Annotated in this window: 27 protein-coding genes; 11 read left to right on the forward strand and 16 right to left on the reverse strand. The window is 60.8% G+C overall.

Annotation, left to right across the window (positions count from 1 at the left end):
* Positions 1 to 14: 14 nt before the first annotated feature.
* The 11 genes from XCSCFBP4642_RS0117095 (at position 15) to XCSCFBP4642_RS0117145 (ending at position 8,943) form a co-directional block, all read left to right on the forward strand.
* On the forward strand, positions 15 to 365 hold the full coding sequence (locus XCSCFBP4642_RS0117095) for a hypothetical protein (protein ID WP_235048304.1): 351 nt from the start codon (positions 15 to 17) through the stop codon (positions 363 to 365).
* 26 nt (positions 366 to 391) lie between these two features.
* Complete coding sequence (locus tag XCSCFBP4642_RS0117100) at positions 392 to 673, forward strand: hypothetical protein (protein ID WP_029220857.1); 282 nt, start codon at positions 392 to 394, stop codon at positions 671 to 673.
* A gap of 320 nt (positions 674 to 993) precedes the next feature.
* A complete protein-coding gene (locus tag XCSCFBP4642_RS0117105) occupies positions 994 to 2,445 on the forward strand; it encodes a replication initiation protein (RefSeq protein WP_029220858.1) in 1,452 nt (483 codons plus the stop codon).
* Between the two features lie 112 nt (positions 2,446 to 2,557).
* Entirely contained in the window at positions 2,558 to 2,923 is a 366-nt protein-coding gene (locus tag XCSCFBP4642_RS0117110) for a single-stranded DNA-binding protein (protein WP_029220859.1), read from the forward strand.
* A gap of 3 nt (positions 2,924 to 2,926) precedes the next feature.
* Positions 2,927 to 3,322 (forward strand): hypothetical protein, encoded by a 396-nt coding sequence (locus tag XCSCFBP4642_RS0117115; protein ID WP_226689992.1) that lies wholly within the window; start codon positions 2,927 to 2,929, stop codon positions 3,320 to 3,322.
* Entirely contained in the window at positions 3,319 to 4,179 is an 861-nt protein-coding gene (locus tag XCSCFBP4642_RS0117120) for a ParA family protein (RefSeq protein ID WP_029220860.1), read from the forward strand. The genes XCSCFBP4642_RS0117115 and XCSCFBP4642_RS0117120 overlap by 4 nt, the downstream gene beginning before the upstream one ends.
* 34 nt (positions 4,180 to 4,213) lie before the next feature.
* A complete protein-coding gene (locus tag XCSCFBP4642_RS0117125) occupies positions 4,214 to 5,308 on the forward strand; it encodes a ParB/RepB/Spo0J family partition protein (RefSeq protein ID WP_235048238.1) in 1,095 nt (364 codons plus the stop codon).
* Positions 5,309 to 5,635: 327 nt separating this feature from the next.
* Entirely contained in the window at positions 5,636 to 5,851 is a 216-nt protein-coding gene (locus XCSCFBP4642_RS0117130; protein ID WP_029220862.1) for a hypothetical protein, read from the forward strand.
* A gap of 268 nt (positions 5,852 to 6,119) precedes the next feature.
* A complete protein-coding gene (gene mobC / locus XCSCFBP4642_RS28805) occupies positions 6,120 to 6,638 on the forward strand; it encodes a plasmid mobilization relaxosome protein MobC (protein ID WP_228325742.1) in 519 nt (172 codons plus the stop codon).
* Entirely contained in the window at positions 6,635 to 7,756 is a 1,122-nt protein-coding gene (locus XCSCFBP4642_RS0117140) for a relaxase/mobilization nuclease domain-containing protein (protein ID WP_029220864.1), read from the forward strand. Before mobC ends, XCSCFBP4642_RS0117140 begins: the two co-directional genes overlap by 4 nt.
* A gap of 386 nt (positions 7,757 to 8,142) precedes the next feature.
* Positions 8,143 to 8,943, forward strand: a complete 801-nt coding sequence (locus tag XCSCFBP4642_RS0117145; protein WP_029220865.1) for a hypothetical protein — start codon at positions 8,143 to 8,145, stop codon at positions 8,941 to 8,943.
* Between the two features lie 45 nt (positions 8,944 to 8,988).
* On the opposite strand, the gene XCSCFBP4642_RS0117150 is transcribed toward XCSCFBP4642_RS0117145, so the two are convergent.
* From XCSCFBP4642_RS0117150 to XCSCFBP4642_RS0117230, 16 genes are all read right to left on the reverse strand, one after another.
* Positions 8,989 to 9,624 (reverse strand): TrbM/KikA/MpfK family conjugal transfer protein, encoded by a 636-nt coding sequence (locus XCSCFBP4642_RS0117150; RefSeq protein ID WP_425480138.1) that lies wholly within the window; start codon positions 9,622 to 9,624, stop codon positions 8,989 to 8,991.
* Positions 9,621 to 9,944, reverse strand: coding sequence for an OmpA family protein (locus tag XCSCFBP4642_RS30130; RefSeq protein WP_228325743.1), 324 nt, complete (start codon positions 9,942 to 9,944; stop codon positions 9,621 to 9,623). The genes XCSCFBP4642_RS0117150 and XCSCFBP4642_RS30130 overlap by 4 nt, the downstream gene beginning before the upstream one ends.
* Before the next feature lie 440 nt (positions 9,945 to 10,384).
* Positions 10,385 to 12,064, reverse strand: coding sequence for an LPD7 domain-containing protein (locus tag XCSCFBP4642_RS0117160; RefSeq protein ID WP_029220868.1), 1,680 nt, complete (start codon positions 12,062 to 12,064; stop codon positions 10,385 to 10,387).
* Between the two features lie 12 nt (positions 12,065 to 12,076).
* A complete protein-coding gene (locus XCSCFBP4642_RS0117165; RefSeq protein WP_029220869.1) occupies positions 12,077 to 12,703 on the reverse strand; it encodes a KfrB domain-containing protein in 627 nt (208 codons plus the stop codon).
* 93 nt (positions 12,704 to 12,796) lie between these two features.
* The gene (locus XCSCFBP4642_RS0117170; RefSeq protein ID WP_029220870.1) at positions 12,797 to 15,535 is read right to left on the reverse strand and encodes a type IV secretory system conjugative DNA transfer family protein; all 2,739 of its coding nucleotides are present in this window, start codon (positions 15,533 to 15,535) and stop codon (positions 12,797 to 12,799) included.
* A gap of 202 nt (positions 15,536 to 15,737) precedes the next feature.
* Entirely contained in the window at positions 15,738 to 16,721 is a 984-nt protein-coding gene (gene virB11 / locus XCSCFBP4642_RS0117175; RefSeq protein WP_033898487.1) for a P-type DNA transfer ATPase VirB11, read from the reverse strand.
* A 115-nt stretch (positions 16,722 to 16,836) separates the two neighbouring features.
* Positions 16,837 to 17,970 (reverse strand): type IV secretion system protein VirB10, encoded by a 1,134-nt coding sequence (gene virB10 / locus XCSCFBP4642_RS0117180; protein WP_029220872.1) that lies wholly within the window; start codon positions 17,968 to 17,970, stop codon positions 16,837 to 16,839.
* The gene (virB9, locus tag XCSCFBP4642_RS0117185) at positions 17,970 to 18,848 is read right to left on the reverse strand and encodes a P-type conjugative transfer protein VirB9 (protein ID WP_029220873.1); all 879 of its coding nucleotides are present in this window, start codon (positions 18,846 to 18,848) and stop codon (positions 17,970 to 17,972) included. Before virB9 ends, virB10 begins: the two co-directional genes overlap by 1 nt.
* Positions 18,845 to 19,606: a VirB8 family type IV secretion system protein gene (locus XCSCFBP4642_RS0117190; RefSeq protein ID WP_084624569.1), complete on the reverse strand. Its 762-nt coding sequence runs from the start codon at positions 19,604 to 19,606 to the stop codon at positions 18,845 to 18,847. Before XCSCFBP4642_RS0117190 ends, virB9 begins: the two co-directional genes overlap by 4 nt.
* Before the next feature lie 289 nt (positions 19,607 to 19,895).
* A complete protein-coding gene (locus XCSCFBP4642_RS25155) occupies positions 19,896 to 20,975 on the reverse strand; it encodes a TrbL/VirB6 family protein (protein WP_033898488.1) in 1,080 nt (359 codons plus the stop codon).
* 12 nt (positions 20,976 to 20,987) lie between these two features.
* Positions 20,988 to 21,233 (reverse strand): EexN family lipoprotein, encoded by a 246-nt coding sequence (locus XCSCFBP4642_RS25160; protein WP_033898489.1) that lies wholly within the window; start codon positions 21,231 to 21,233, stop codon positions 20,988 to 20,990.
* Positions 21,234 to 21,247: 14 nt separating this feature from the next.
* The gene (virB5, locus tag XCSCFBP4642_RS0117210) at positions 21,248 to 21,955 is read right to left on the reverse strand and encodes a P-type DNA transfer protein VirB5 (protein WP_029220876.1); all 708 of its coding nucleotides are present in this window, start codon (positions 21,953 to 21,955) and stop codon (positions 21,248 to 21,250) included.
* Positions 21,956 to 21,967: 12 nt separating this feature from the next.
* Positions 21,968 to 22,126, reverse strand: coding sequence for a hypothetical protein (locus XCSCFBP4642_RS25165; protein WP_029220877.1), 159 nt, complete (start codon positions 22,124 to 22,126; stop codon positions 21,968 to 21,970).
* Between the two features lie 12 nt (positions 22,127 to 22,138).
* Positions 22,139 to 24,628: a VirB4 family type IV secretion/conjugal transfer ATPase gene (locus XCSCFBP4642_RS0117220; RefSeq protein WP_029220878.1), complete on the reverse strand. Its 2,490-nt coding sequence runs from the start codon at positions 24,626 to 24,628 to the stop codon at positions 22,139 to 22,141.
* Between the two features lie 5 nt (positions 24,629 to 24,633).
* Positions 24,634 to 24,975 carry a VirB3 family type IV secretion system protein gene (locus XCSCFBP4642_RS0117225; protein ID WP_015462658.1) on the reverse strand — a complete coding sequence of 114 codons (342 nt, stop codon included), beginning with the start codon at positions 24,973 to 24,975 and terminating at the stop codon, positions 24,634 to 24,636.
* Positions 24,976 to 24,987: 12 nt separating this feature from the next.
* Complete coding sequence (locus tag XCSCFBP4642_RS0117230; protein ID WP_029220879.1) at positions 24,988 to 25,299, reverse strand: TrbC/VirB2 family protein; 312 nt, start codon at positions 25,297 to 25,299, stop codon at positions 24,988 to 24,990.
* Positions 25,300 to 25,455: the final 156 nt, after the last annotated feature.

Consider the following 25,455-nt stretch of genomic DNA (forward strand, 5'->3'; position numbering starts at 1 on the left):
ATCGCCAATGTCTGCTGTTTCATCGGTCGTTCCGATTTGAAGGAAGGGGCATATTTTCTCCGATAGGGACCGACTTGATCAGCGTTGCCTTAGTGTACGCCTCGCCATTCTGGAAACGCGACAAGTCCGGACAGCCCAAATATTTCTACCTGCTGCATACCCAGCGCAAAGGCGAGCCGCGTAACCGCGAATATATCGGATGCGATGCCAACCGCATTGCTCGCGCAAATGCCGCGATCGAGCGAGCCAAGCAGTACGACGACTTGAACCAGCGTCTGACCCGGCTTCAGAGCCAGGCCGAACAAGGCGTGCGCGTGCTTGCCGATGCAAAGCGAATCCTCACCGGTAACGTTCGGCCGTGGTGACACCCAATTTCCGGCCAGGTGACGACATGGACGAAGACCAAACCCAATTCGCCCCGATCGCAATCGATGCTGCGCTAGACGCGCTGGATGAGCTGTGCCGGGGGAACAAATTCTGCGGCAATGACTTGATCGCTGCGGCATACGCACTCGACTACCTTGCGATGCAGAGCGGCGATCTCCGGCGCATTGCGAGCGATCCCGGCTTCGCTGGCTCAATGCAGGGGACGGAGACGGCCGAACGAGTCGCGCGGCTGCTGCGCGAAGTGCGGCGGCACATCATGCCGGCAGCATTGGCGACGCTCCACTGATCGACCGCGCGTAAGCGTCTACAGCTACGCTCAACGGAGCGCAGGTGATGGCGCTGCTGGCATCTTAAGGCCCGAGCGCAGATACTTGGCAGCGATATGACAACGCGGGTGGGCCAGCTGCTAACGCAGTAGACCCCCGAAAACGAAAAAACCGCCCCGGCAAGGGCGGCTTTTTCATCACTGGGCTGGCGGGAAAACCAGTCAATGGGCAATCACGTACCCCCATCCTAATCCCGCCGGCGAAGCCGTGCAAGAGGGAAAAGGATGCGAAGGCCTAAACGCCGAACACCTTGCCCCGCTGCCGTTCATCGGCGCGGGACATGCCAGCAGTAGAACCAGGCCCATACGCACCAGGCCCAGAACCGACCGCCACCAGCGGCCGGCCGCGCAAGCGTGCGCACTGGCGCCAGCCGAACCAGACAGAAGAGCGCTTTTTCCAGTCGGGCACCGCGCTCAATCGCGTGTTCACCGAAGCGCCCTATCTGCCGCGTTGCTCTGACGACAAGACGGCCACCCGCGTCCGGCCGCGCGAATACGCCATTCGCTACCCCTACATGCAGGTCAATCGGCCCGGCTTCGTGAGCTGGCTGATCTTCGACCTCGACCACACCAAGGCGATGATCTGGGAGGACGCTGGGCTTCCTGCTCCCAACCTGATCGTCCGCAACCGCCAAAGCGGCCACAGCCACCTCTACTACGCGATTCCCCCGGTCTGCACGACCGAGGCCGCCCGCAGCAAGCCCATCGCGTACATGAAGGCCGTCTACGAGGCCTTCGCTGCGCGGCTCGATGCCGACACCGACTTCCACAGCGGCCCCGTGGCCAAGACGCCCGGCCATCCTTGGTGGCTGACGCACGAGCTGCACGCCCACATCTATGAGCTGGGGGAGTTGGCCGACTACGTGGACTTGGCTGTGTCCAGCCCGTGGGGCAGGGGGCCGCAGCTCGATGAGGTGAGCCATTCCCGGCACTGCATCCTCTTTGAGCACCTGCGCCACTACGCCTATTCCATCGTGAACCGTGAGCGCGAGCGCGGCTCGTTTGCCACCTTCACGCGGCTGCTCGAAGCCTACGCGCACAACCGCAACAGCTTCCAGAAGCTGGGCTTCATGGACAACCTGGCCCACTCCTCACTCAAGGCCACGGTGAAGTCCGTTGCCCGCTGGACGTGGGATCGCTACACCGGCAGCGGCCGGTGCCACCGGGGCGTGATGCAGCTCGACAAGGACTTGCCGCTGATCGAGCGGCAGCGCCTCGCCGCCGCCCGCACCCACGACGTGCGCCACAAGGCCACCGAGTCCAAGGTACGCGCCGCGTGCCGCTTGCTGCAACAGAAGGGCGAAGCCCTCACGCAAGCCGCTATAGGCCGCGTGGCGGGCCTCACTAGGCAGACGGTGGCCACCTACAAGCATGTGCTCGAAGAAGTGCTCAGGCCCATCGCCGTGGCGATTTTGGGGGGCGCTTCGGGCAAGGTTGAGGATGTTAAACATGGTGCAAATCAGGTATCTGCTCCCTCGCAGGGGGCAGGCGTTCCGGGAGCTGCTTCGATGTCCCTTGAACTGTTTCCTGCCGGTACGGGCGTTGCAGGGCCACAGGCATTGCCGCTGGACCTGATCGACGAAGATCCGAACCAGCGGCGCAAGGAGGCCAGCCAGGCCCGCGAAGACGCTGCAACCCTGCGCTGTCGCTTAGCCGCTTTCGAGGGTATGGCCACCTCGCCCACCCCGGCTAAAACCAACCCCGGCAAGCCGCGCGGCAAAGGGACTGGCTAAATGCATCAAACCGCAATTTGTTGTCTATCTGTTGTCTGGCTGTTGTATATTGAGTTCCTGTTCTGTTATACTGGCCGTGCGGTCAATCCTGGCCGCGCTACTCGGAGCCTGTATGCAGAGCAATGTATTCGTCGGGAATCTGGCGAAGAATCCCACCCTCTCCGGCAATGGTGACCGGGCATATTGCCGGTTCACCCTCATCTCCAACGAGTACGCTGGCCGCGATGGAGAAGGTGCCGCCCGAGAACGAACCGTCACCCTGTCGTTCGTCGCGTTCAAGTCGATGGCCGATCGCATCGCAAGGAATTGCATGAAGGGCGATCAGTTGATCGTGGAACACCGGATTGCCAACAACAACCGGGAAGTGGACGGAGAGACCGTCTACGGCTTCGATTTCATCGCGGAACGTGTGCAATTCGGTGCACCGGGCAAGGAAAAGCGCGAACACCTCGCAGAGAACCAAGGGAGTAATGACTGAACCATGACAGCCCCGAAACCAAGGATTGACGGCGTCCAATTCGACCGCGTGGCGGCGTCATGCAGGTGGCGGCCCTATTCCTTGGGGGCGGTACGCTCGATCTTGGTCGATGGTGCGTCGATCGCTGAAGCAGCGACGGCGCATCAGATCACTGCCAAACATGCCCGCGTGCTGATGAATCGGTTCCTGGCGAAGGCAGAGCAGCAGAGACTTGAAGAGTTCATGCAAGTCGAGCCCCCGAAACAACCCACCGCATTACTAGAGTCGTATGCGAATGAGATCGTGACCCTTCGGGACAAGGGTTACTCGGCAGACCAGATCGCCGCTTATCTCAAGAAGCACGGCGTCGTTACAAATGCCACCAAAGTGCGCAATTTCATAAGGAGCAATCGGGCATGAAAACTGTTGTTTTCGCCAACCAGAAAGGCGGCGTTGGTAAGTCCGCGATCCTGGACCAACTGGCCTACTACTTCGTTCTGCAGCGTCAACTCCGCGTCGTTGTGATCGACTTCGATCACCAGAAAAACACCACCAAGGCGCTCACTACCGGCGGGCTGTGCACCGTCTCCCCTGTGACCAGCAGTCAGATCCTCAGCGCCGGGAAGTCAGCGATCGGGCGCGCTGATTTTGTCTTGGTCCCTGGCGACGGGGAGTTGTACAAGATGGAAGAGACGGCGGCCGAACTGACCGCGTTCGTCAAGTATGCGAAGGAACAGGGGAAAACCGGTGCGCGGGACGGGCGCAGCGAGTATGCGACCAACCTGCTATCCGTCCTGACGGAAATCGCGCCTCACTTCGATATCTGCCTGATCGATACCAATCCGAACCCTGACATCCGTCAGCTCGCGTCGCTTGTGGTCGCCGACTATGTCGTCTCGCCGATCCAACTCAACCAGGAAGCCATTGACGGCATTGGCGACCTGCTGAACCACCCGAAGCTAGGCATCCGCAAGATCAAGGCGACGATCAACAAGAAGCTGACTTTGATCGGCATCTTGCCGAACATGGTCGAGCCGACCCCGTTCCAGCGCGACAATTTCACTGCGCTGGCGACCCACTACCCGCAGCTCCTTATTTCCATGTCTCCCCTACCCGGCTTTGCCGCCGTGAAGAAGACAACGGCAATCCCCGAGGCGCAGGCTGTCGGGCAGCCCGTCTGGAAGCTGGGCAAGACGAGCGCGCGCGATGCTTGGACGCAAATGCGGCCCGTCTTCGACAAGATCGCCGAGGCGATGGGGGTTCCGAAGAATGATTGACCTGAGCGCACTCAACGGGGAACCCGATGATCAGATGACCCCGGTCAGCGAGCCGGACGGCACGCCGTTCCGCGTCAAACTTGCCGACATCGAGCGGGATCCAAAGCAGCCGCGCAAGCGCTTTACCCAGGCCGATATTGACGCCCTGGCGGAGAACATCAAGGAACGCGGCGTCAAGCTAGCTATTTCCGTCAAGACACATCCCACGAAGCCCGGAAAGTGGCTGATTAATGACGGCGAAGTTCGCTGGCGTGCCTCTAAGCAGGCAGGCGTAGAGGACATCCCGACGATCGTGGATGAAGACTTCGACAGCTTCGACCAGGTCAACGCTAACGAGTTGCGGTACGCATTGCATCCGATGGATCTTGCCGAGTTCATCAAGGAAAAGGTGGGCGAGGGTTTTAAAAAAGGCGTAATTGCCAAGCGTCTCGGCAAGCCGGCGAATGCCATTACGGAATTGCTTGCGCTCGTAGATGCTCCGGCTTGCGTCACTGATGCCTGCATGTCTGGTCGCTGCACGTCGCCGAAAACCCTCTACGAGTTGCGCGCGCTCGCCGAGAAGTATCCGGAACAAGTGCAGGCGTGGTGCGATAGCGACGTGGAGATCACCCGCGCATCCGTCGCCGCGCTCGGTGATAGCCTGAAGGAGAAGAAGGCGCCGAAGCCGTCCGACCCTGCTTCGGGTGATGCTGGCACCAGCCCGGAAGCCGGCGGAAAATTTCGTCATGACGAAAAAAATGGTGGAGGTGGTCAGGGAGCGGGAGCGGCCGGGTCTTACGACGGAGACGAAGGTAGTGGCTCCAGCGGCGCTGGAAAATTTCGTCATGACGAAAAAACGCAGGCTGGCAATCAGGACGAAGCCGCCGGGTCAGGTGCAGGAGCGGGTAGCGGCGACGCGGATACGGGCGAACTGACTAGCTGGCCTCGGGGCAAAGCGGTGTCCGATCCGGACAGCATGAAGCGCCCCCTGTTGCTGGTCGAGCATGACGGGCGTGCTGCGGCGGTCCTGCTGAACCGCCGGCCGTCTACTGCCGGTCTCATCCGCATTCGTTACGAGGATGGAGGCGGCGACGCTGAAGTGGATGCCGGGACGGTCAAGATCAACCGGCTGATGGAAGGCGAGAGGTGAGACGAAGAGGCGGGCTTATCAGTCCGCCTCTCTCGTTTCGGAGCCAGTACCAGGGGTGTAGGGGGAACCCCTACGGATAACGCCTCACCCGCACATGGATGGTTTCAGCCTCGGGGACAGTTCTTCCGCCGCCTGCAATGAGTAACCCCGACATCCCCCTGCAAACCGCTTTGATCGGTTGGGCAGGATGCAAGGCTAGGGTGAGCCCACCGAGCAGATGTGCAGACCCCGAACGCCCTCAGGGCGTAGACGTGACATTACCGTTGCCGATAGCAAATCCGACCGAAGCAAGCCCACTCGACACCAAAGCGAGAGCAAGAGCGAAGAATGGACATTGCGGCGGAAAATTTCGTCATGACGAAAAAAATGGTGGAGGCGCTCAGGGAACGGCAGCGGCCGGGTCTGACGATGGAGACGAACGTAGTGGCTCCAGCGGCGCTGGAAAATTTCGTCATGACGAAAAAACGCAGGCTGGCAATCAGGACGAAGCCGCCGGGTCAGGTGCAGGAGCGGGTAGCGGCGACGCGGACACGGGCGAACTGACGAGCTGACCTCTGCGCAGACCCAGACGCCCGCAGGGCGTAGACGTGAATGACCGTTGCCGATCCTGAATGTCCCGTCTGAAAGCCTGACCTCTAGCAAGTCGCACCGAAGCAGGCCCAAACAACACCAAAGCAAGAGCAAGAGCGAAGAAGGGACATTGCAGGATAGGCCATAGGCCGGTACATTGTGCGCACAATGTATTCGCACGGGTAGCCCGTGCATTAATTGAGGTCGATTGGAAACGCCATTGGAGAAGCCAAGCAGGTCGTTGAACCTGCACCTAGGCCCGGAGCGCAAAGCGCGGTGGGTGGCCTACTGCGCTGCCCGGGGGAAGACGCCGGGCGCAGCGATTTGCGAGGCGATTGACCACACGCTCGCTACCACTCCGAAGGAGCCGGCCAAGCTGTACTGTCAGACACACCAGGCGCCGGACGAGCCCAAGCAGCGGTTTGAAATCCTGTTGACTGCATCGGAGAAGGCGGCCGTTCGCGAACGAGCAAACATCGAGCGATGCTCAATGAACCGTTGGGGCGTTGACGCCATCCGCGCCGGCCTCACCGGCGAACCCCAGTTCGGTACGAAGGAAGTCGATACGCTCGGCGAGTCGAACTACCAACTCTTGGCGATCGGTCGAAACCTCAATCAGATCGCGCGGCGTCTCAACGAGGGCAAGTCGGCCCGCGTGACGGTCGAGCAAATCAAGATGCTGGCCGACCGCATCGACCAGCACACGAAGAAGGTTGCCGATGCAATCCGCGCCAGCCAAGAGCGTTGGAACATCGAATGACCCGGCAGAGCATCGAGCTGGACCTGTTGGACTTCGCCGACGCCGCCCGGATCACATACAAGAAGACCCGCAAGGCGAAGCGCACCCCGCGAGGGGCGAAGATCACAGGCCCGGAGCCGCCAAAGCCGAACCGGTCTGGACCGGCCATCCGGGCGACTATCGACCGGATAACGCGTCGCGTGCCCGAGGTGATGGTGAAGATCACCCAGGGCAAGAAGAACCCGGAGACGGGAAAGCGGGAGATCCTCTGCAAGGACATGCGCGGCGTGCGCGCGCACATGCAGTACATATCCCGAAATGGCGCTGTCGAGCTGGAGGACGAGAACGGCCAGCGCTACCTTGGCCAAGAGGACGTCAGGGACGTGCTGCGCGCTTTCGCCCGCGCTGGCACACCGATACCGGAGCGCGACGGCCGGCGGCGAGAGGTTTACAGCATCGTCCTGTCGATGCCGCCAGGGACGGACCGGGACGCGGTGAAGGCTGCCGCGCGGGACTTCGCAGCGGCTGAGTTCAGCGGTCGCCAATACGTGTTTGCCGCTCACGATGACGACGCCCATCCGCACGTCCACCTTGCGGTCAAAACGGCAGATGCGCGCGGTGTCCGGCTCAATCCACGTAAGCCCGATCTACAGCGCTGGCGAGAGCTATTCGCGGAAAAGCTGCGCGACCACGGCATAGAGGCGAACGCCAGCGATCGACGCCTACGCGGCATCGTCAAGAAGAGTGAGCGCCAGGCCATCCGGTCTCTGAACGATCGAGGCGAGACACCAAGGCGGGTGGCGCAGCAAGAGGCGCAGGCGCGCGACGAGGCTGCCGGGCGCAGCCGTCACGCGAACCCCGCCCAAGACAAAATCAGCGCAGGCAGGCGGAGGACCACGGCCGCCTATGGCAAGGTCGCGCGGTCGCTGGCTACCGGCGATGCCGAGGACCGCGCGCTAGCGCTGCGGATTGTCGAGCTGGTGAAGGCCATGCCGCCGCCGACGACGCGACACGAGGACCGCGTGGCACAGTTGCGTGCGAATGCGAAGAGGGCTGGCGTCGATCGCGGAGCGAATCGGGACGCGGCGAAGGAGAGACCGGAGCAGGGCAGGGGGAACGACTACGAGAGTCGCGGATGACCTGCTCGTTGCGCACGTGGCCGATCAGGAGATCAGAACCGTAGACCGTGCAGAAGGCCTGCGGGGAGGGGGGGGCAGATCACCAAGCTAACCAATCCCGTGGACATCGTGTGGGGAATGGCTATGCCGGTTTTCAAGGAGTGTCGAAAAGTTGTTCTTTTGCCCTTCCCATCAGTCCACCTCGCGATCCTGAGCCAGAAAAGGAGAAGGGCGCCACAAGGGCGCCCTTCTTATAGGTCGTCGGGTGTGCGTCACGGCGAACCGAGCTGCCCACATGATCCCGACGTTTCGAGGCCAACGTTACGCAGCTGCTACGGAGTTGTCAACAACAAGATGACCGTAAGACTGAACCGGGCTACTCTTAAGGCCTCAAGCAGGGGGTCAGGATGACAGAAGAAGAACTCGCAGGGATGGCTGCGCTGCTTTCAGCAGAGCGGCTTTCTGCCTTTGTTCAGCTAACCGGCACAGAGCGTGATGCGCTCGCAGTTCATGACTCTACCATTCAGGTGGCGGCGGCTTTGGTGCCGGTTATGTGCTTGGTGGAGATTTCCGTCAGGAATGCTGTCAGTGAGCGTCTACGGTCGGTCTTCGGGACTCATGATTGGCTCATGCAACCACCCCCGCCTTTTGTTTGGAAGCCATCCGAACGAGACAAGATAGACACTGCTAGGCGGCAAGCTCAGCGGGTTGCATACGCGAAGTTGACTGATGCGGCGAAAAGGGCGCTGGATGATGCGGCATACCCAAATGGCGTTCCTAAGCCAATCAAAGAAAAGCGGGTGAAAAAGCGGCAGGAAACCATCGCAATCCCGCAGGGTCAACTCATCGCGCAGTTGACCATGTTCTTTTGGAAGCGGCTGTTCTCATCCGACTATGAAGACTCGCTCTGGAAACGCGGCCTAAAGGAACTTTTCCCTAGGAAATCCATCAAGCGTGGTGATGTTGGTAAACATCTGGAAATCGTTTACGAAGCGCGAAACCGGATAGCTCACCACGAGCCGATACATGGGCAGCGTCTACAACAGTTGATGCAGTCACTAGATTTCCTAGTGTTCAACCTTGGCAATAAATCTGGCGACGAGAACTCTCCATTAGCCAAGCTGACCAAAAACCACCGGGCAGAACTTTTGAAAGTGGCGGCGGAAAACGACGCCCTGTTTTCGAGCTTTGTCGTTCAACCCAACTAGGTTGCGCTGGGCAAGCGCCTGGCGCTATATCACCACCCGTGGCGACTATCGCTGCATCTGCTGCCAGTTGGACCCGTCGCTGTCCCAACCGTTGTCGCCCCCGCTGGAATTGCCGGAGGCCTGGCGCTTGTTGTACTCGGCCAGCGCGGCGTCGTACTGATCTGGATCGACCCAGTGACCGCCCTTGCCCGGCTCACCCACGTAGCGCGCCACCGTGCTGTTGGTCTGGTCCACGTTCTCGTTGCTGCCATACGCCGAGCAGTACGACGGTGCCGAGTTGCGCACGTAGCGGGTGTTCCCGTAGCCCTGATAGACCGTCATCGAGGCGTTGAGCGTGGCGGCATCACACCGGCCGGCGCCATTGGCGATGGAGTCCACCAGGGACTTCATCTTGTCATCCGACTCGGAATCGGGGCAAAGCTGAAGGAAGCTCTTGCGCTTCTTGATCGTGTCGCTGACCTTGCGGGCGCTGATGCTGAAATACTTGCGGATGGACGGTGCGCATTCGTCGGGCCGCTGGCCTGTGGAAAGGCACAGAATGGCCTCGCAAGCCAGCTTCGTGTCGCCGGTGAACTCTTGCGCGGACGCAGCTCCGGCCGCTGCACATGCAGCGACGGCCAGGGCGAGAGATCGAACAGACAGGTACATGGGGGAATCCTCCGTGGTTGCCGCAAGCGTCACTTGCTGATGAATTCGATGTCCACGCGCCTATTCAGAGCGCGGCCATCGGAAAGCCGATTGTTCGACCGGTAGTCCCCCGCCGACACAAAGTTTAAGTCGATGATCCCGCTCGGGACGCCCTCACCGATCAACCAGTCCTTCGCCGCTTCCGCGCGGCCGCGCGCGATGCGCTCATCGCCGGACGACGGGTTCGGGTTGTCCGTTCTGCCGCGCACCTGGACGTGTGCAACGCCGGCGGCAATCAAGCCGCGCAGATGAGCAACCTGCGCCGGCGTCGGGCGGAACTGCGCGCTGTTCCAGGGGAACTGCACGCTGACCACTGGGTACAGCGGCCGAGCGGCTGCACGTGGCGCCTGCTGCCGCTGTGGTCCCCCCTGGTGCAGCAGCACTACGGGCGCCGGCGGAAACGCCTCCTGCTGCAACGTCTGAGCCGCGACAGGGCTGTTGACGGGTACACGGTCCCGACCGCTAACCGTCGGAGGCTTGGGATGGGACGAACACGCCGAAACCGCGAAAGCCACGCCGACGAGCGCCAATGCACGCATATAGAGACCCCAATATTTATATTTATGTAATCCAACATTATATATATTGGCGTTGATGCCGCAATGCTGGCAGTGAATTTCGCTTGCGTGGCGCGCCCTTGGCGACAGATGCGAACTGGCCAGGTCGTGTAGTTGTCGCCAATGTGGTGGTGGCGGGGCATAAAAAAACCCCAGCTATGGGCTGGGGTCTGTAACAACGAGACGCATCGCGTCCGCTATCGCGTCCGCTCGGCGTTCCGCTGCACCACGGGCGCCGTGCGCTCTTGCTCCGGCACACGTTGCGGGGCCGCCTTGTCGTACATCATCACCGGTGGCAAGGTGCCGGCCTTCGACTTCTCGGACACCACCCGACCGATCTCGGCCATGACCTTCTCGCGGGCCTGCGGGTCTTTCACCTTGGCCTCCATCACCTTCTCCGCGATGGCGGTGATGACCTTCTCGCGGTCGCCCTTGTGCGCCTCCCAGGTGTTGCGGTGGGTGTTGATGGTCTCGCTGCCTATCACCTTGCCCTTGTCGTCCCTGGTCAAGGCTTCCACCGTCACGGGTTGACTGCCCTTGAACTCCAGGCGAACGGCATCGCCCGGATTGAGTTTGGACTCGCCGACAGCGCGGTCCAGATCCTTGCCCCAGATGGTGCGCTCGCCGGTCTCGGTACGAAGCTTGACGAAGTAACTCATCTTCTCGGCCGGATCGTTCTGATAGGGCGCTGCCCCATGCGCGAGCATGATGCCCTCATGGACCGCCAGCGAGCGCGCAGGAGCCCCGGCAGCCTTCCCCGGCTTCTCCGGTGCGGAGACCGCCTCAGACGGCTTCTGAGCGCCATCTGCGGACCTCTCGGCGGTGGCGGAAGGCGATGGTTCCCTAGAGCGCTCCTGGACGCGCTCAGTGCCGCGCGACACCGAGTTGCCCATGCGGCGCTCCTGTTCGGCCGCAAGGGCTTCCAGGTCGCGCTCAGTGGGCTTGTAGCCGGTTGACCCCATGCCGCGCAGACTGGCCTCCATCCAGCCGGCCTGGCGGAACTCCGGATGCCCGTCCAGGTGAACCACCTTCCAGCCCTTCGCGTCGGCCATCATGACCATGGCCCGCGCCACCCGCTGATCGTTGGAGGCCGTCTTCAGCCTATCGCCGACATCGCGGAACGCGATCCGCCCCGGCTGATCCTTGAAGTAGTGCCGAGGCCCGGACGTGTTGAACTGAGCGTTCACCTGTTCCATGAGCTGGATGCGGCGGTTCTTCTCTGCCTCCACCACATCATGCTCAGCTTCGACAGGCTGCGGCGCGAGTCCGGCGCGCTGATCGAGGACTTCGACGCGCTCCAAGCGGTCGGCTTCCTTGTCCAGCTCCTTGACCGCGATCACTTCGCGATCGGCGCGACCTTGTAGCTTGCTCAGATCGCGGTCCACGCCGTCGATGCCGGCGTTGCGCTCGTACTCATCGCGGTCGCGCTTGCGCAGCTTGGCGGCCATCGCCAACGCCTCGGCCACGTCAACGGATTCCAGCTCGTTGCCCTTGACCTCGCGGATGGTGTTGACCTCGGTTTCTTCCTGCGCGCGGTCCTCGTTCGCCGCGGCTCGGCGCTCAATCTCCTTTGGCGTGAGGCCATGGCTGAACGCCAGGTCCTCGCCGGACAACGAGCCCTTCGTCGCCTCGGCCTCGGTGATGCGCAGAGCATTGCGCTCGCCTACGGCCTCCGTCAGTCCGACCTCGTTCACGCCCTTGATCCGCACGACCTGCTTGCCGTTCAGCCGGAACGACAGGTCGTAGGCCGTCTCGCCGTCTACCTCGCGCTTGTCGAACCTTACAGCCGTGATCGGCTTGTCATCGATCATCATCACGCCGTAGCCAGGCATCGCGCTTTCAGCCGGCGCGCCGGCATTGGTGGATTCATCTGCCATGACGAGCCCCCCTTACCGTTCCAGACTCGGCGCATGCGCCTTGTCTTGGCCCTTAGCGGGCACAGGGATCGAGCGCGCCGTTTTTGCCCCCTCCTGGACGGGGGCGGTCGGTGCCTTAGCCATATCGGCCGCCAAGGCCTGCACGCCCTGCACATGCGCCACGAACGCATCGCGCTGCTTGGCCGTCTTGAACGCCGTCTGCGCGTACTCCTTCGCCGCCTCGACGGGGTCCACTGCCTTGCGCTGGGTCTGTGCCTGGTTCTCGGCTGCACGCTCCGGGTTCCAGGGGTAGGCCTTCGCTTGGCCGTCGCGGTAGTGCACTTGGATGTTGCGATTGACCAGGTCATTGTTCTGGTCGCGGCTTTGCAGCTTCGGCCCCTGGAACTCGACATCGTTGCGCAGGTGCACGATCGCCGACCTGTGGCCCTTACCAATGGCCTGGACGATGAAATCCTTATCGGCGTGGATGACCGGCCCCTTATAGCCGTTCTTGCTGTCGCTCTTGGCCGGATATACATCGGCCTCCTTGCCCAGCTTCTCCGCGACAGTCGCGCGGATCTCTCTCGGGATGTCGGTCGGCTTGATCCTGTCTTCGGCCTTCGACTGGTTGGTGCTGGCATTGCTGATGTCGTTCGACATTTCAGGTACTCCTATGGACTGGGCTTTGCCCGCTTACGTCACAGCCAGAATGGCCGTGCTCGTAAATTTCAAGACCTGATCGACCGAAAATTGTCATTTCCGCTCGATCGGGCTGTCAAGAATGGATAAATCAAGGATGGGTTTAGTAGGCGCCGCCGCAGGCATTGGCGCCGCGTCGTCGTCCTCCAACACTTCGTCGTCCGGATGAACGACTTCGGTGTCGCCATCGAAATCGGAGAGATCCGGCAACTCGTCGTACAGCCGCGCCTCGTCGTCTTCGTCCAGCTCGGGCACGTCATTGCCTTCGGCGTCGGCGTCGACATCGTCCTCCGCAACCGCTTCGCTGTGGTCGCCTTCGTCCGCCAGATCGTCTACCGCATCCACGGGTGCGGGCTCGGCTGGCGGCTCAGGCTGCGCCACGGGCTTGACGACGATCGGCGCGATGGCGGCCGCCGGCGCCGCTGCAACCGCTGCCGGTGGCTCGGCTGCATGGGCCGCGCGATCACCATCGCCATCGCCATCGCCATCGCCATCGCCATCGTCGTTGTCGGTCTCCGCTGCCGCCTCCGCATCGAGCCGCGCCAATTCCTCGTCGCTCACCGCATCCTCGTCACCAATGCCCTCTGCAGAGGGCTGCGACGCGGCGTCAAGCGCGTCGAAGAAGTCGGCGACGATGCCCTGCACCTGTTCGGGCGGTAGCTCCTGGCCTGCGGCCAGGTCGCGGATCTTCGACGTGTCCATTGCCAGCTTGCGCAGGTCGATGCCGCCGGCGATGTCATCCGGCGTTACCTCACGCACGCGGCTCTGCACGATGGCATCGTGCAAATCGAAATCGATAGTTGGCACGGGTGCCGCGAGCTTCCAGCTACCCCACGATCGCTCTAACTCGCGCTGTGTTGGCTTACGCCGCATCCCCAGGAAGTTGCGCGTGAGTAGCGATGGATCTACTTCGGCCAGCCGGTCCAGGAACACGTAATCCTCGTAGTACCGGATCTTCGTGCACTTGATCGCCTTGGTGTTCTCCAGGTTGATGATTTGCTCGCGCTGACTCATTTCCTTCAGCTCTTGCGGCATCATCAACGGCCGTTTCTGGTCGGACTCCGACTCGGAGCCGCCAGAACGGCCGAGCTGGCGACTGCGGCCGGTTGACTTGAAGGTGTAGTACCCGAGCGCTTCCGAATAATCGTTCGCGTCGCGCTGTTCGCGCGGCGTGTAGAAAATCTGACACGCATGGTTCGTGACAAGTGTCCGCGCCAGGTCGCGCCCGTATCCCATTGGGATATCCGCTTCCAACTGGCCGGCGGACTGAATGATGGTCACCAGCCGCAGACCATAGCTCGCCATGTACGCGTTGGACTTCGCAATGATGCCGATGCGGCCCGGCGCGGTGAACTCGTCCATGAGCATCATGCAGTGGTATTTCACGTCTGGCGTCGCGTTGAGCTGCACGTCGAGGTTCAGCTTGACGAGCTGCGAAAACAGCATGTTCATGATGAGCCGCGCGCTATCGAGCTTGGCGGCAGGAATACCGATGTAGATCGACATCCTCTTGCGGCGGACCTCGCGTAGATCGAAATCATCCGCTGCGGTGGCCGCGTCGAAAATCGGACTTGCCCATAGCGTCAAAGGCGCGTTGAACGTGGACATGATGCTGGACAACGTGTTGTCCGAAGTCGTCACGAACCGGTTCAGCGCATCTACGCACTCCGACGACAGCGGCGGCAGGCCCACGCCGTCCCATTGCACGATTGGCTCAAGACGCCGTTCCGTCTCGTACTCGGCGCCGCAATCCTTCAATTGCTCTTCGATCGCCTCGATGTCAGCGGCCGGCACGTTCTCGGCGACTGCGAACGGGATCTCATCGCAAAGCGCCTCCGCCTCGGCCTTATCCACCCTCTTCAGGTCCATGATGACCTTCACCGTCTGCGCCTGCTCCTCGCCGGCGCTGTTGAGCATGATGTCGCCGAACTCGCGGTAATTGCGGGACGTGATGATCCCCTGGATGTGGTCTTTGGCGGACTTGCCCTTGCCCGAGGCCTGGCGCAGCAATTCACCGAATGTGCGCGGCAATTCGGGTGTTTCACACAGGTAGAGAACCAGCCCTAGGAACAGGTTGCGCGCCGTGTCGTCGAAGAACGGTTCTTTGCCGTCGCCGGGATAGATTGCATATCCAAGGTCCAGGATGTCACCGACGCGCAAACGCGGGTCGTCACTGATATAGCCCAGTGGGTTGTAACGGTGGGTTCGACCATCCTCCGCGAACGGATTGAACAGGTAGCAGGCGTGCCCGTAACGGGCGCGCCAACCCGACGTGATCAGGAAGTTCTCTTGCTTCACGTCGAGGACGACCACAGAGTCCTCCCAGCTCAGCAGGTTCGGGATCACGATGCCGACGCCCTTGCCGGAGCGCGTCGGAGCCGACAGCAGCACGAATTGCAGGCCGGGAAAGAGTAGGAACCGCTTCTTCCACTTGCCGACGACGATGCCTTTCGGCGCAAACAGGCCTGCGGCCGCTATCTCGCCCTCGTTGGCGAACCGCGAGTCGCCGTAGAGCTTGCGCTGGTCTCGCATCGCCGCAATCGTGGCGGCAATGATCGCGCCATATATCGGGACCGCCGGGATCACCAGCGCCAACAGAAGGCGCTTCGCCACCGGGGGATTGTCCTTGTAGTAGCTCCAATAGAGCCACCATGTGCCGAAATCCGTCTTGCCGATCGGATTTGCTTTGCCGAGCAGGTAGAACATGACGCCGCCCATGTAGACGACGCCGGCAGTGCCCGCGACCAACACCAAAAGGACAAAGACAAGCTTTGCCCACTTCTCACCACTCATAACCTTTCCTCGCCTAGGGTAGGGCGCCCGTTGGTGACGCTGCGGCCGCCGGCGCCGGCGAGATCCGTGACCAACTGAGGCTGACCAGCTCGGCCGACTTGATGACAAAAACCCGCGATCGAGCGCGGGTCTTTGTCACCAAAAAGCCGGCAGTGATTGGTGACAGCGCGACGACCTGGCCAGCTCGTGACTGTCGCCAACATCACGCCTCGATCTTGCCAAGCGCTCGCTTGGCATCGGGGTCGTACCAAAGCTCGGTGATGTGCCGGCCAAAGCCACCTTCGTCGGTGTCGTTGGTGATATGCACCACGACATCGACAACCAGGTGCAGCAGCCGGCGGATCACCGGATACGGCAACTGGCGCCCCTGGCGGTTCTGCAGAACCATCAAGGCCAGCCGTTCAAAGGCCAGGTCGCACGACCCCGCATGCACGCTAGTAATGCTGCCACGGTGACCCGAGGCCGCGACGTTCAGGAAGTCGTAGGTTTCGCCGCTACGCAGCTCCGCCAGGAGGATGCGCGTCGGCTTCATGCGAAGGCAACTCTTCAGCAGCGACGCCGGAGTGACGATCGCGCCATCCTCTTCATTCGCCTCGCTCTTGTAGAACAGATGCACGTGGTTCGGATGGTCTGGCAGGATCAGCTCGGGCGTGTCCTCGATCGTGATGAGGCGTTGGTCGCAAGGAATTTCCTGCATCAACGCCTTCATGAACGTTGTCTTGCCCGAGCCGGTCTCGCCGGCGACGACGATCACTTTGTCCAACTGGACTGCACGCCGGAGGAAGCCGAGCGTGTCGCCGGTCGAGCGCAGTTCCAGCAGCTCACGCTCTGCACTCGTCAGGCCGGTTGATACCGGCCTGACGTGCTTGAAAAAGCCCTGGCGGTTGTAGTCCTCCAGGTTGCGCCGACTGAGCGATGGCTTGCGGATCGTGTACGAGTACGTCCCGTGTTCGCAGGCATCCGGCCGAACAATTTGCACGCGCTCGCCATCGGGAAGGATGCCTGAGAGGATCGGCTTGGCATCATCCAGCGTATCGTTGCCGTATCTGGCAATGGCAGTGCCAAGCGACTCCAGGTGTGCATACGTCAGCCCAGGTTCTTCGTGACGCTCCCAGTGACTTTCGCGCTCGATAAAGACTTCACCCGGCCGATTGACGCATATCTCGGTAATGGAGCTATCGCTCATCCATGGTCTCAGCGGCTCCATCAAATGTCGTACAGACGACGCTCGATCGAACCCCACTCCACCAGTTTCATTTTCAACGGTTCTGGACATCACACACGCTCCAATAGTGTTAATTTCACTGGGTCTGGACATCGTAAACACTCGAAAAGTCGAGATCGCGGGCGATGAAAATCGCGATTTGCTCGCCTTGGTTCTTGTAGAGGGTAGGGGGAATGTTGATGGTGTTCTTCAGCGCCTCCGCTGCCATGTTGCTACTGGCCTCGCCAGTCGAGTTGAAATTGAACTGATTGCTGCCGCTGCTGCTGCCGTTCCCTTGCGTCGCGAAACGCGCAGTGTCGTCCACCAGGCTCAGCATCAAGGCGCCGCCGAACCGCTTCCAGAAATGGTTATCCACGTAACCGGGCAGTCCAGCGCCACCGAGCGCGTCAGCGCCGGGCGAGTCGAGATTGACGACGACGCCATTCGGCGTCTTGACCCGCGTCCACAGCACGTAGATCCGCGCCATGCCTTGGCGCATGTTCGACTGATACTCGCCGGTGACCGTCGAGCCGCGCTCGATGAGCAGCACCTTGCCGTTGTCGCTGAAAATGTTGCGGGTGACCACGCACGCGGTCATCCCCGGCACGGTGGAGTCGAGCCGTGTTTGCAACGCGCAGTCGATGGAACTGCCCTTCGCCAGGATGAAATTGCGATTGCCGATCATCCCGGCCTTGCGGGCGTCAGTCTTCGTGCCGCTCAGGAGGCTCGCCATCGGGCCACCGCCATCGGTGCCGGAAGGCTCCAGGCCGAGTCGTGCGCCGGCGCCTGCCGCGCTCTGCGCGCCGCTGGCGCCGCCACCCGAGGCCGCATCGTCGCTGACCACCATCAAGGACGAGGCCGACTTGTCCAACTTGGCCGGTGGGCGGGCTTCCTCGCCAGTGGCGCTGCCGGGAACCGAGGGCGCCGTCGCTGTCGGCTGCACGCCAGGCACGGCCTCCGCCGGCGCTGGAGGCGTGGGAGACGCAGGCGGTGCGGTGAACGACCTGGCCGGTAGCGCCGGCGCCTCCATGGAGGCTTTCTTGGTGGCCGCTGCGGACTTCTTGCCCGTGTACTTCAACAGCGCCAGCGACACGAGTGCCATCAAGATCACGATGACCCCGATGACGAACGCGACTTTCATGCCTCTACCGCGCTGACTGTCATTGACGCTCGGCATTCCACGTTCGCCAGGCAGGGCCGCCAGCTCGGGTTGAGTATTTGCCTCGCTCATCACTTCACCTCACCGGACTTGATGACACGTTCCACGCCCGGAACCGTCGTCCCAGTGTTGGTCGGCACGCCGTCCATGTTGTAAGAATCGTTATAGATACCGACGACTGCCGATCCGAGGCGCAACACCATTTCACGGGCGACACGGTGCACGACCAGAATATCCGGCGCGCTCGGATCGACATTCGCATTGACGATGCTTTCCGACTTGTCGCCGGCGACGAGGAAGACGGTCGGAAAGTCGCGGTTGTTCGGGAAACGTAGGTACGTGAACCGACCATCGTCGTAGGCCATCGACGGCGCGATGGCCTCCGAATCCTCGCCAACCTGCATCGAGTAATGCCAGTTCATCGGCGCCGGCTTCGCCGCCAGGCGTGCCTCCGCCTCCTTCTTGTCGGCCTGGCGCGCCTTCGCCCGCGCCTCATCTGCCGGGTAGCGGAACTCCACACGGTAGGCGACGCGTTGGTTGCGCGCCGGTGCCCCGTCGTTGCTACCAGGCAGCAATTGGAGATCGAAGTCGTAAAGCCGCTGGTCAGTGGTCACCATCAAGTTGGTGTTCCACTTCCCAGCTTCCGGCGCCATGACTTGACCGTCATTGCCGCCGGTCTTTACCGACTTCGGCTTGAGGAACAGGATGTTCCCGCTCTTGCGGAACTCCCAGCCCTGCGAAAAGCCGGTGCCAACATCCACGATGTTCTCGCCAGGGGCGAAAACAATACGCACGCCGAGGCCAGGCAGAGCCCGCACCAGCACAACGTCGCCGACGTTGTAGTTGACGTACTGAATGCGGTTGTCGAATCGTGAACTGGACGGAACATCCATCGCGAAGGCTGGGACCGACACCAGCACAGCCGCGAGCGCGAGAGATAGGCGCTTCATCGCGTGCCCTCCGTCGTCAACTCCGGATCGGCGCGATAGCTCGTGACCTGGAAGCCGAGGGGATTGGTCAGCCGTGCGGACTCTTTCAAGACCGATGGGTTCTGGTACTTGTAGGCGATCGTCGCGATCCAGCGCGTGACCTGCCCACGGCCGGTTTCTTCGGCTCGCTTTGTCGTCTTTATGAACCTGACCGTGCCGACGCCATCGCCATTAGGAACAACGCTGACAATCTCAACCGTCGCACGGACCTGCGATCCGAATTTCTTGTCCAGCGCGTTGTCGCCGGTGAACAGCTCGCCGTATGCCTTAGCGACATTGGCCGCCGACAGAAGGCCTACCGTGTCGTAGTCCTTTTGCAGCGTGTACCAGTCGTAGGTCTCGCGGGCGCGCACGTACTGGGCCAGCCAATACCGGTCCATCGCCTCGTCGTATCCCACGCCCTTGGTATCGAGCGCGGTGACGAGATCAGGCACGCCCGTCGCGCTGTCCACGCGGATAACGTAGGGAATGCTTTCCTTCAGCGGTGCCATGACCGCAATGCCTATCGCCATGAGGACGAAGGCGACGCCGAACGCGCCGGCGACGCGCCAGGCGCGCCGCTCAGATTGTTCCAGGGCAAGCGTGCGGGAAGCTTCCCAACCGATCGCCTGAGCGTAATGCGGACTGTCTTCAGCCGTGACCTGAGTGTGCGCGCCGTCGGCGCTTTGCGACATGGTGGAATGCACCTTTGCGGGCTTATTGCGTCCGAACATGGTCATTCCCCCTGCGCAGAGCTGGTCGGCTGCTGTGTGACCGGGGCTTGCGCCGGGATCTGCTTGTTCACCGGCACGCGTGCCCGTCCCTCTAGTGCCGGGACGACGGCTGCGTTGCTCGCACATCCCGCCAGCATGGCGACAAGGCAAAGCAAGGTAATGCACTGTTTCATATCCTTAATCCTGGGAATGCGGGAGCCAAATTGTACCATTTGACCTATCCAATATGGGTAATATTGGAATTCGCAAGGCAAAAAAAAGCCGCCCAGGCAGTCATTGCCTGAGCGGTTACTGGTTAATTGCTGATAGATCCGCCGTGTGCGCGGCCCCAATTCTTGCCGACATTGTCGAGGACATGCTGCATATACGATGGGTTCCACATCGTGTTGCCGGCGATAAAATGATTAGTTCGGCCAGCCGTGACCATCATGCCGGACTCAAGATCGCGACGAGTGGACACGGGATTGACCGCCCCAACAACGGCCGAACCCACACCGGATGCGCGGGCCGCCAGTCCACCTAATGTAATCGCGGCCGAGGTCATGCCTCCGCCAAGTGCCCCACCTTTCTGATAGGCGACGTACATCAGCCACAACATGACCACTGTGATTGCAATCAGGCGCAAAGAGTCAAAGAACGGGCTTGCATCCGGGCTGTCAATATTGGTGGCGGAAACCACTGCAACGAAGACCTTCATAGCAAAGGCCAGTACTGCACTAACCAAAGCGATTTGTAGAACGGTGGTAATTACCTCCCCAAACCAGCGATCAAAGAACTCCTTCGTGACCGGCCACATAAGCAGCATGACGAAGAACGGCCCGATACCCAGGAGCAATTCAAGCACGAACTTCGCTGACACAATCATTGCGCCAGCGGGGATCGCAATAATAAGTGTTGCCATCGCAATGATGATCGCCTCGAAATACTCGCCGAACATCATCCCGATCTCAGTAATACCCCTATCCGCCGCGCGATTCCAAAGCTCGCCGGCTAAATCCCAGCCTTTGCCAACCGACTCGTCAATAACTTGATAGACCGTCGAAGGGTTGGCGCCATATTTTCCTGCAAATGCCTGTGTGATACCGGTCTCTAGATCGTGACCGGCAGATACCACGAAATCCATATAAGTGCTTGAGTTCAGAGCAATTGCGCTGATTAGAAGAAATTTTCCGGCAGAAAGCATGAACTGTGAAAATGGCCCATCGACGCGACCCAGGGCCATTAAAATCCCCATGACGGAATAATAGAGCGTGCCCATCAGTACAGCCGTCGCTGTAACCTTGACGATCACGGCCGGAACCGTGGTTTCAACATAGGCACCAATGGCACTGGTGATGCAGTCGCCTGTGAATTGAAAAATCATGGGATCGGACATGTTTATAGCCTCTTAGAACTTCACCGGCTTCAAAGGAGTATAACCACGCCTCGCGTTCAACACTTCGTTCTCGGCGTGACCTGCGTTGATGCAGTTTGGCGATAACCCCTTATCGCCGGGGTTATTCTTACAAGCCGCCAACGTCGAAGCCCGCAGCTCCTTGTCGGCCTTGTATTCCGAAACCGTCCGAGTCGGTTCGCTGTCGCCGCATCCAGCCAACGAAAGCATGAGCAAAGCGATAAACAAAACCTTATACATGGCTGAAATACCCCTCAGAACTGGACTGGCTGCAACGCGGAATATCCGCGCCGGGCATTGAGCTTGGCGTTGATCTCGCGCTGGCGCTGCTCCTGAAGCTTCTCATCAGCCTGCGCCATCATCTGGAACAACTGGAGCTTGGTCTGCTCGTTGGCGATCATGGCTTGCTCGGACGCGATGCGTCCTTGCAGCTCGGCGATCGCCTTCGGGTCTTGCGTCTGGTTGATCTGGCCCATGAGCGAGTTGATTTGATCCAGACGCGATTTCGCGGCGGCATACGCCTCGCCGGCGAACGCCTTGTCCTGCGCAGGCTTCACCGCTGCGGCCTCGCACGCGGTGCGCTGCGCTCCGGCCGCCATACGCCCGCAGGCGTCGAAAACCTTGTTGGCGTCGTAGATTGCCGCTGCGGAGCCGCTAAGGCCGTTGTAGCCACCGGTGCGGACGGAGTCGTAGACCTTTTGCCAGTCGGACGGCAGATAGTCGCGCAGCGCAGGGTTATTCATGATCTGACCCAGGCCGCGCGGGCCAGTGACTGCGTCGTATTGCTTCTGCATTTGGTTAATCTGGCTGACCATCTGGTCGTATTGGGCCTTCCACTTGGCCATGGTCTCAATCTGATTGGTGATTGCCGGCACGTCGGCGATCACCGTCACCGGGACACCGGCGAACGCCGTGCCCGAGAGGGCAAGCGTGGCGGCCAGGATCAATGCGTACTTCTTCATAGCGCTACCTCGTCAGTTGGATTTCTTGGACGTCACCACAAGCGACTGGCTTCGCTCGTCGACTTTGATGATCTTGTACTCGTCTTCGGTCACCTTAAAACCGTCCACGTACTCGTGATAATCGGCCTTCGGGTTCGGCAGATAAATCTCGGTCGCGACCTGCTGATTCATAGCGCTACCTCGTCAGTTGGATTTCTTGGACGCCACCACGCGAGCCTTGCGGCGCTGGTGGAACACGGGAAGCCATAGGCTCGGATCGTCGCCGACCTCGGCGATAATCTCATCCAACAGCTCGTTGTTGTCCGAACTACCGGACAGTATCGCCAGCTCGTCACCCATCCCGCCCAGGTCGAGACGACAGATCATCGATTGGTGGCCTTGCTTCACGATCATCAAGCGACTGTCCTCGCTCATCGACTTGATGATCTTGTACTCATGTTCGGTCACCTTAAAGCCGTCCACGTACTCGTGATAATCGGCCTTCGGGTTCGGCAGGTAGATCTCGGTCGCAACCTGCTGCACGAGCTGGGATGCGATCTTCGACTTCAGCAAGCTACTCGGCATCTGCGTCGCGAAGACGCCGAGGCCGTTCTGCTTGCGGATCGTCAATTGCTTGTTGCCGGCGAAGTCGCTGAACGCATCGTCATCGACCCACTTCCACGCCTCATCCATCCAGTAGATGAAGCGGCGGCCGTCGATGACCGATTCCATGCGATGAAGCAGATACATGGAGATCGGCGTGCGAACGTCCTCATTGTCGAGGAAGTCCGTGCCATCGAAACCGTAGGTCGTGTGAGTCGTGAAGTCGATTTGATCGTGCGCGCAATCCAGCGCCCAGGCGAGCGAACCGGTCTTGCCATAACCATCGTCGGCACACCACTTCGCCAGGCGCTTGGCCACGCTGTTCTCGCGATCTTCCTTGTCGCTGCCCTCGGTGATGTTCTGAAGTACCGTTGAAAGACGACGCAGCGCCTTCGGCATGCCCATCACTGTGCGCACCGCATGCTCGATGCGGCGCTCATCCTCAGTCGTGACGCGATTGCCGCCGCTGCTGACCAGCGAGCGCACCAGCCGCTGAAGGAACAGGATGTTCGCTTCAGTGGGCTCCATCTGAAGCGGGTTGAAGCCGGTCGGCTGGCCGTTGCGGACAGCCAGGTACTTGCCGCCGCTCGCCAAGATCGTGGCCTTCGCGCCCTGATCCTTGTCGAAGAAGATGAAGCACAAGCCCATCGGCGCGTTGTGCTTGTACTTCTGCGCCTGGCACATGCAGAAGTTCAAAAGCACGGTCTTGCCCGAGCCGGACTGACCAATCACGCGCGTGTTGCCGAGCAACTTCTGATCGTAGTTGTCCTCGTCTCCCTTGGAGAAATGGAAGTTCAGATAGGCCGGCTGACCGGACGGCGTTTTGAGCAGAGTCAGCGCCTGGCCCCACGGATTGCCGTCGCGCTTGCCGGCGCGGAAGTTATGGAAACCAGCCAAGCAGGCGAAGTTCTGCGATGTCAGTCCGGCGATGCGCGGTCGGAAGCGGAAATTGCAGGGCAGTTGTGCATAGAACGCCGCGTCCGTTGCGGTGTTGACCAACGCCGCAAGGAAGCCCTCATTCTGCAACGTCGTCATCGCCTCAGTGGTATTGCTACGCACCGAGTCCATGCTGTCGCCAAATACCATCATCGAAAAATGGTACTCACCCATCGCAAACTCGCCGTTGATAAGGCTGTCCTTGGCCTCTGCCATAGCGACCAACTGCGACACGCTGCCGTCCTCCGTATTGCGCAAGCGCTTCTCCTGGCGATCCAGGAAGTCTACGCCGTCGCGCTTGGGCATGAAGGAGAACGACTGCGTCACCACATACTCAAAGCCCTTATACATGAGCATGTTGAGGATGCCCGGCTCGGTGTTCTCCGGGTAGTCCTTGAAATCGATGCAGCGCGCAAACCGCGTAGAGACCGGCGTGCGAATTTCGATCGTCTCCGTGCCGGCGAATACCCAGGCATTGCCCAGGTACTCGTTCAACGGCGCCTGCGGCACGCGTACCGGCTGCCACTCACCGGTCAGCAGGTAGTTCAAGAACTCCAACTGCTGGGAATGGAGCGCGCCACCCTTGTCGTAGGTCCGCAATACTTCGATACCACGGCGCTCATCACCGCCATAGCGGCGCATGCTCGCCTCCACCTGCGATGCAAGCTCATCGAGCCTGCGAAGCGCCCTGCGCTGATCCGCGATGATCTCGGCGTGCGAACGACGGCTTGCCTTGGAAAACAGCTTGCCGATGCGTGAAGGATGCGGACGGTAAACGAGCGTGACGTAAAGCTCGTTCGCCATCATCTTGTAGCCGGTGAACGAGGCGTAATACTTCTCGTCAAGTTGGCGGCAGAACTCATTGTCGAAGTGCGAAACGAGCCGGTCGGTCGTCTTGCGATGGAGAATGTGCGTCCACATCGCAACATGCTCGCTCGCGATGGAGCGGTACAGGGTGTTAAGTTCTTCCTTGCGCTGCAACAGTTCTTCCGGGTCTGCCGTCTCCCACGCCAACCCGGCGAGCCGCCAGGTGCGCACGTAATCGCCTTCCAGCGTCACGATCGTGTCGGGCGATACCTGGCTGCTGTACGGAATAAACGGCGAGATCGAGCGCTCGCCGTTCAACTGCTGCTGATACCTGGCCTGTGCATTCATACGCCTCATTTCCGTTTCTTGAACGCAACGGGGCTCCAGGCGGATGACCGCCAGAAGCTACCGTTGCGGTTGTAGTTGATGAGCCGAAAAAGGATCTTCAGCCAAAGGAGCCTGAATTGCTGATCGTCCGACTTCGTGATGTGCCGCATGACCATGATGGCGACGGGCACTAGCACGATGCAGAAGATTGACGTCCAGATCGTCACCAGCATGAGGCTGCCGCCGACGATGACGAAGGGCACCACCGGGACACCCATAATCATCGCCGGTCGCGTGCATCCCTTGAACAGCGGATCTTTCGTGTAGGTGGCTCTGCGCGAGCCGGCGGAGTCTGATCCCGTCGCCATCGTCGGCCACCCTCAGTTGATGAGGAAGCGCGCCAACTGGGGAGCGGCACCGATGAGGATGCCGCCGCCCAGGATCGGCACCACGTCGATGAAACGGGCGTGCGCGAACGCCATCTTATAGCCGGCCACAATCACGGCGATCGTGACGATAGACACGGAAATCACGTTCAAGACGCTCAGGACGTTTTCGACACCCTGATTGACCTTTTCCAGGCCTTCGGCCGCAGCCGGGCCGGCGATGACCATTGCAGCAGCCAGTGCGGCTACGCTCAGCAGCGCGGTGCGGGACGGCGACTTAGCGCCGGTGAAAGCAAGCTTCTTCATAGAGTGTCCAGTCCTAGTAAAAGTGATGGTGTGCGGTGTTACCGCGTGTGCTCTTGTGTGCTACTTCCCCCCCGAGGCGCCGCATCAGGCAACCAAATTGTATCGCATTGAATACCAAAATGATGTGTTTTGGTATCGCACACAAGCCCTACTTCC

The organism is Xanthomonas cassavae CFBP 4642 (genome assembly GCF_000454545.1).
Lineage (GTDB): Bacteria > Pseudomonadota > Gammaproteobacteria > Xanthomonadales > Xanthomonadaceae > Xanthomonas > Xanthomonas cassavae.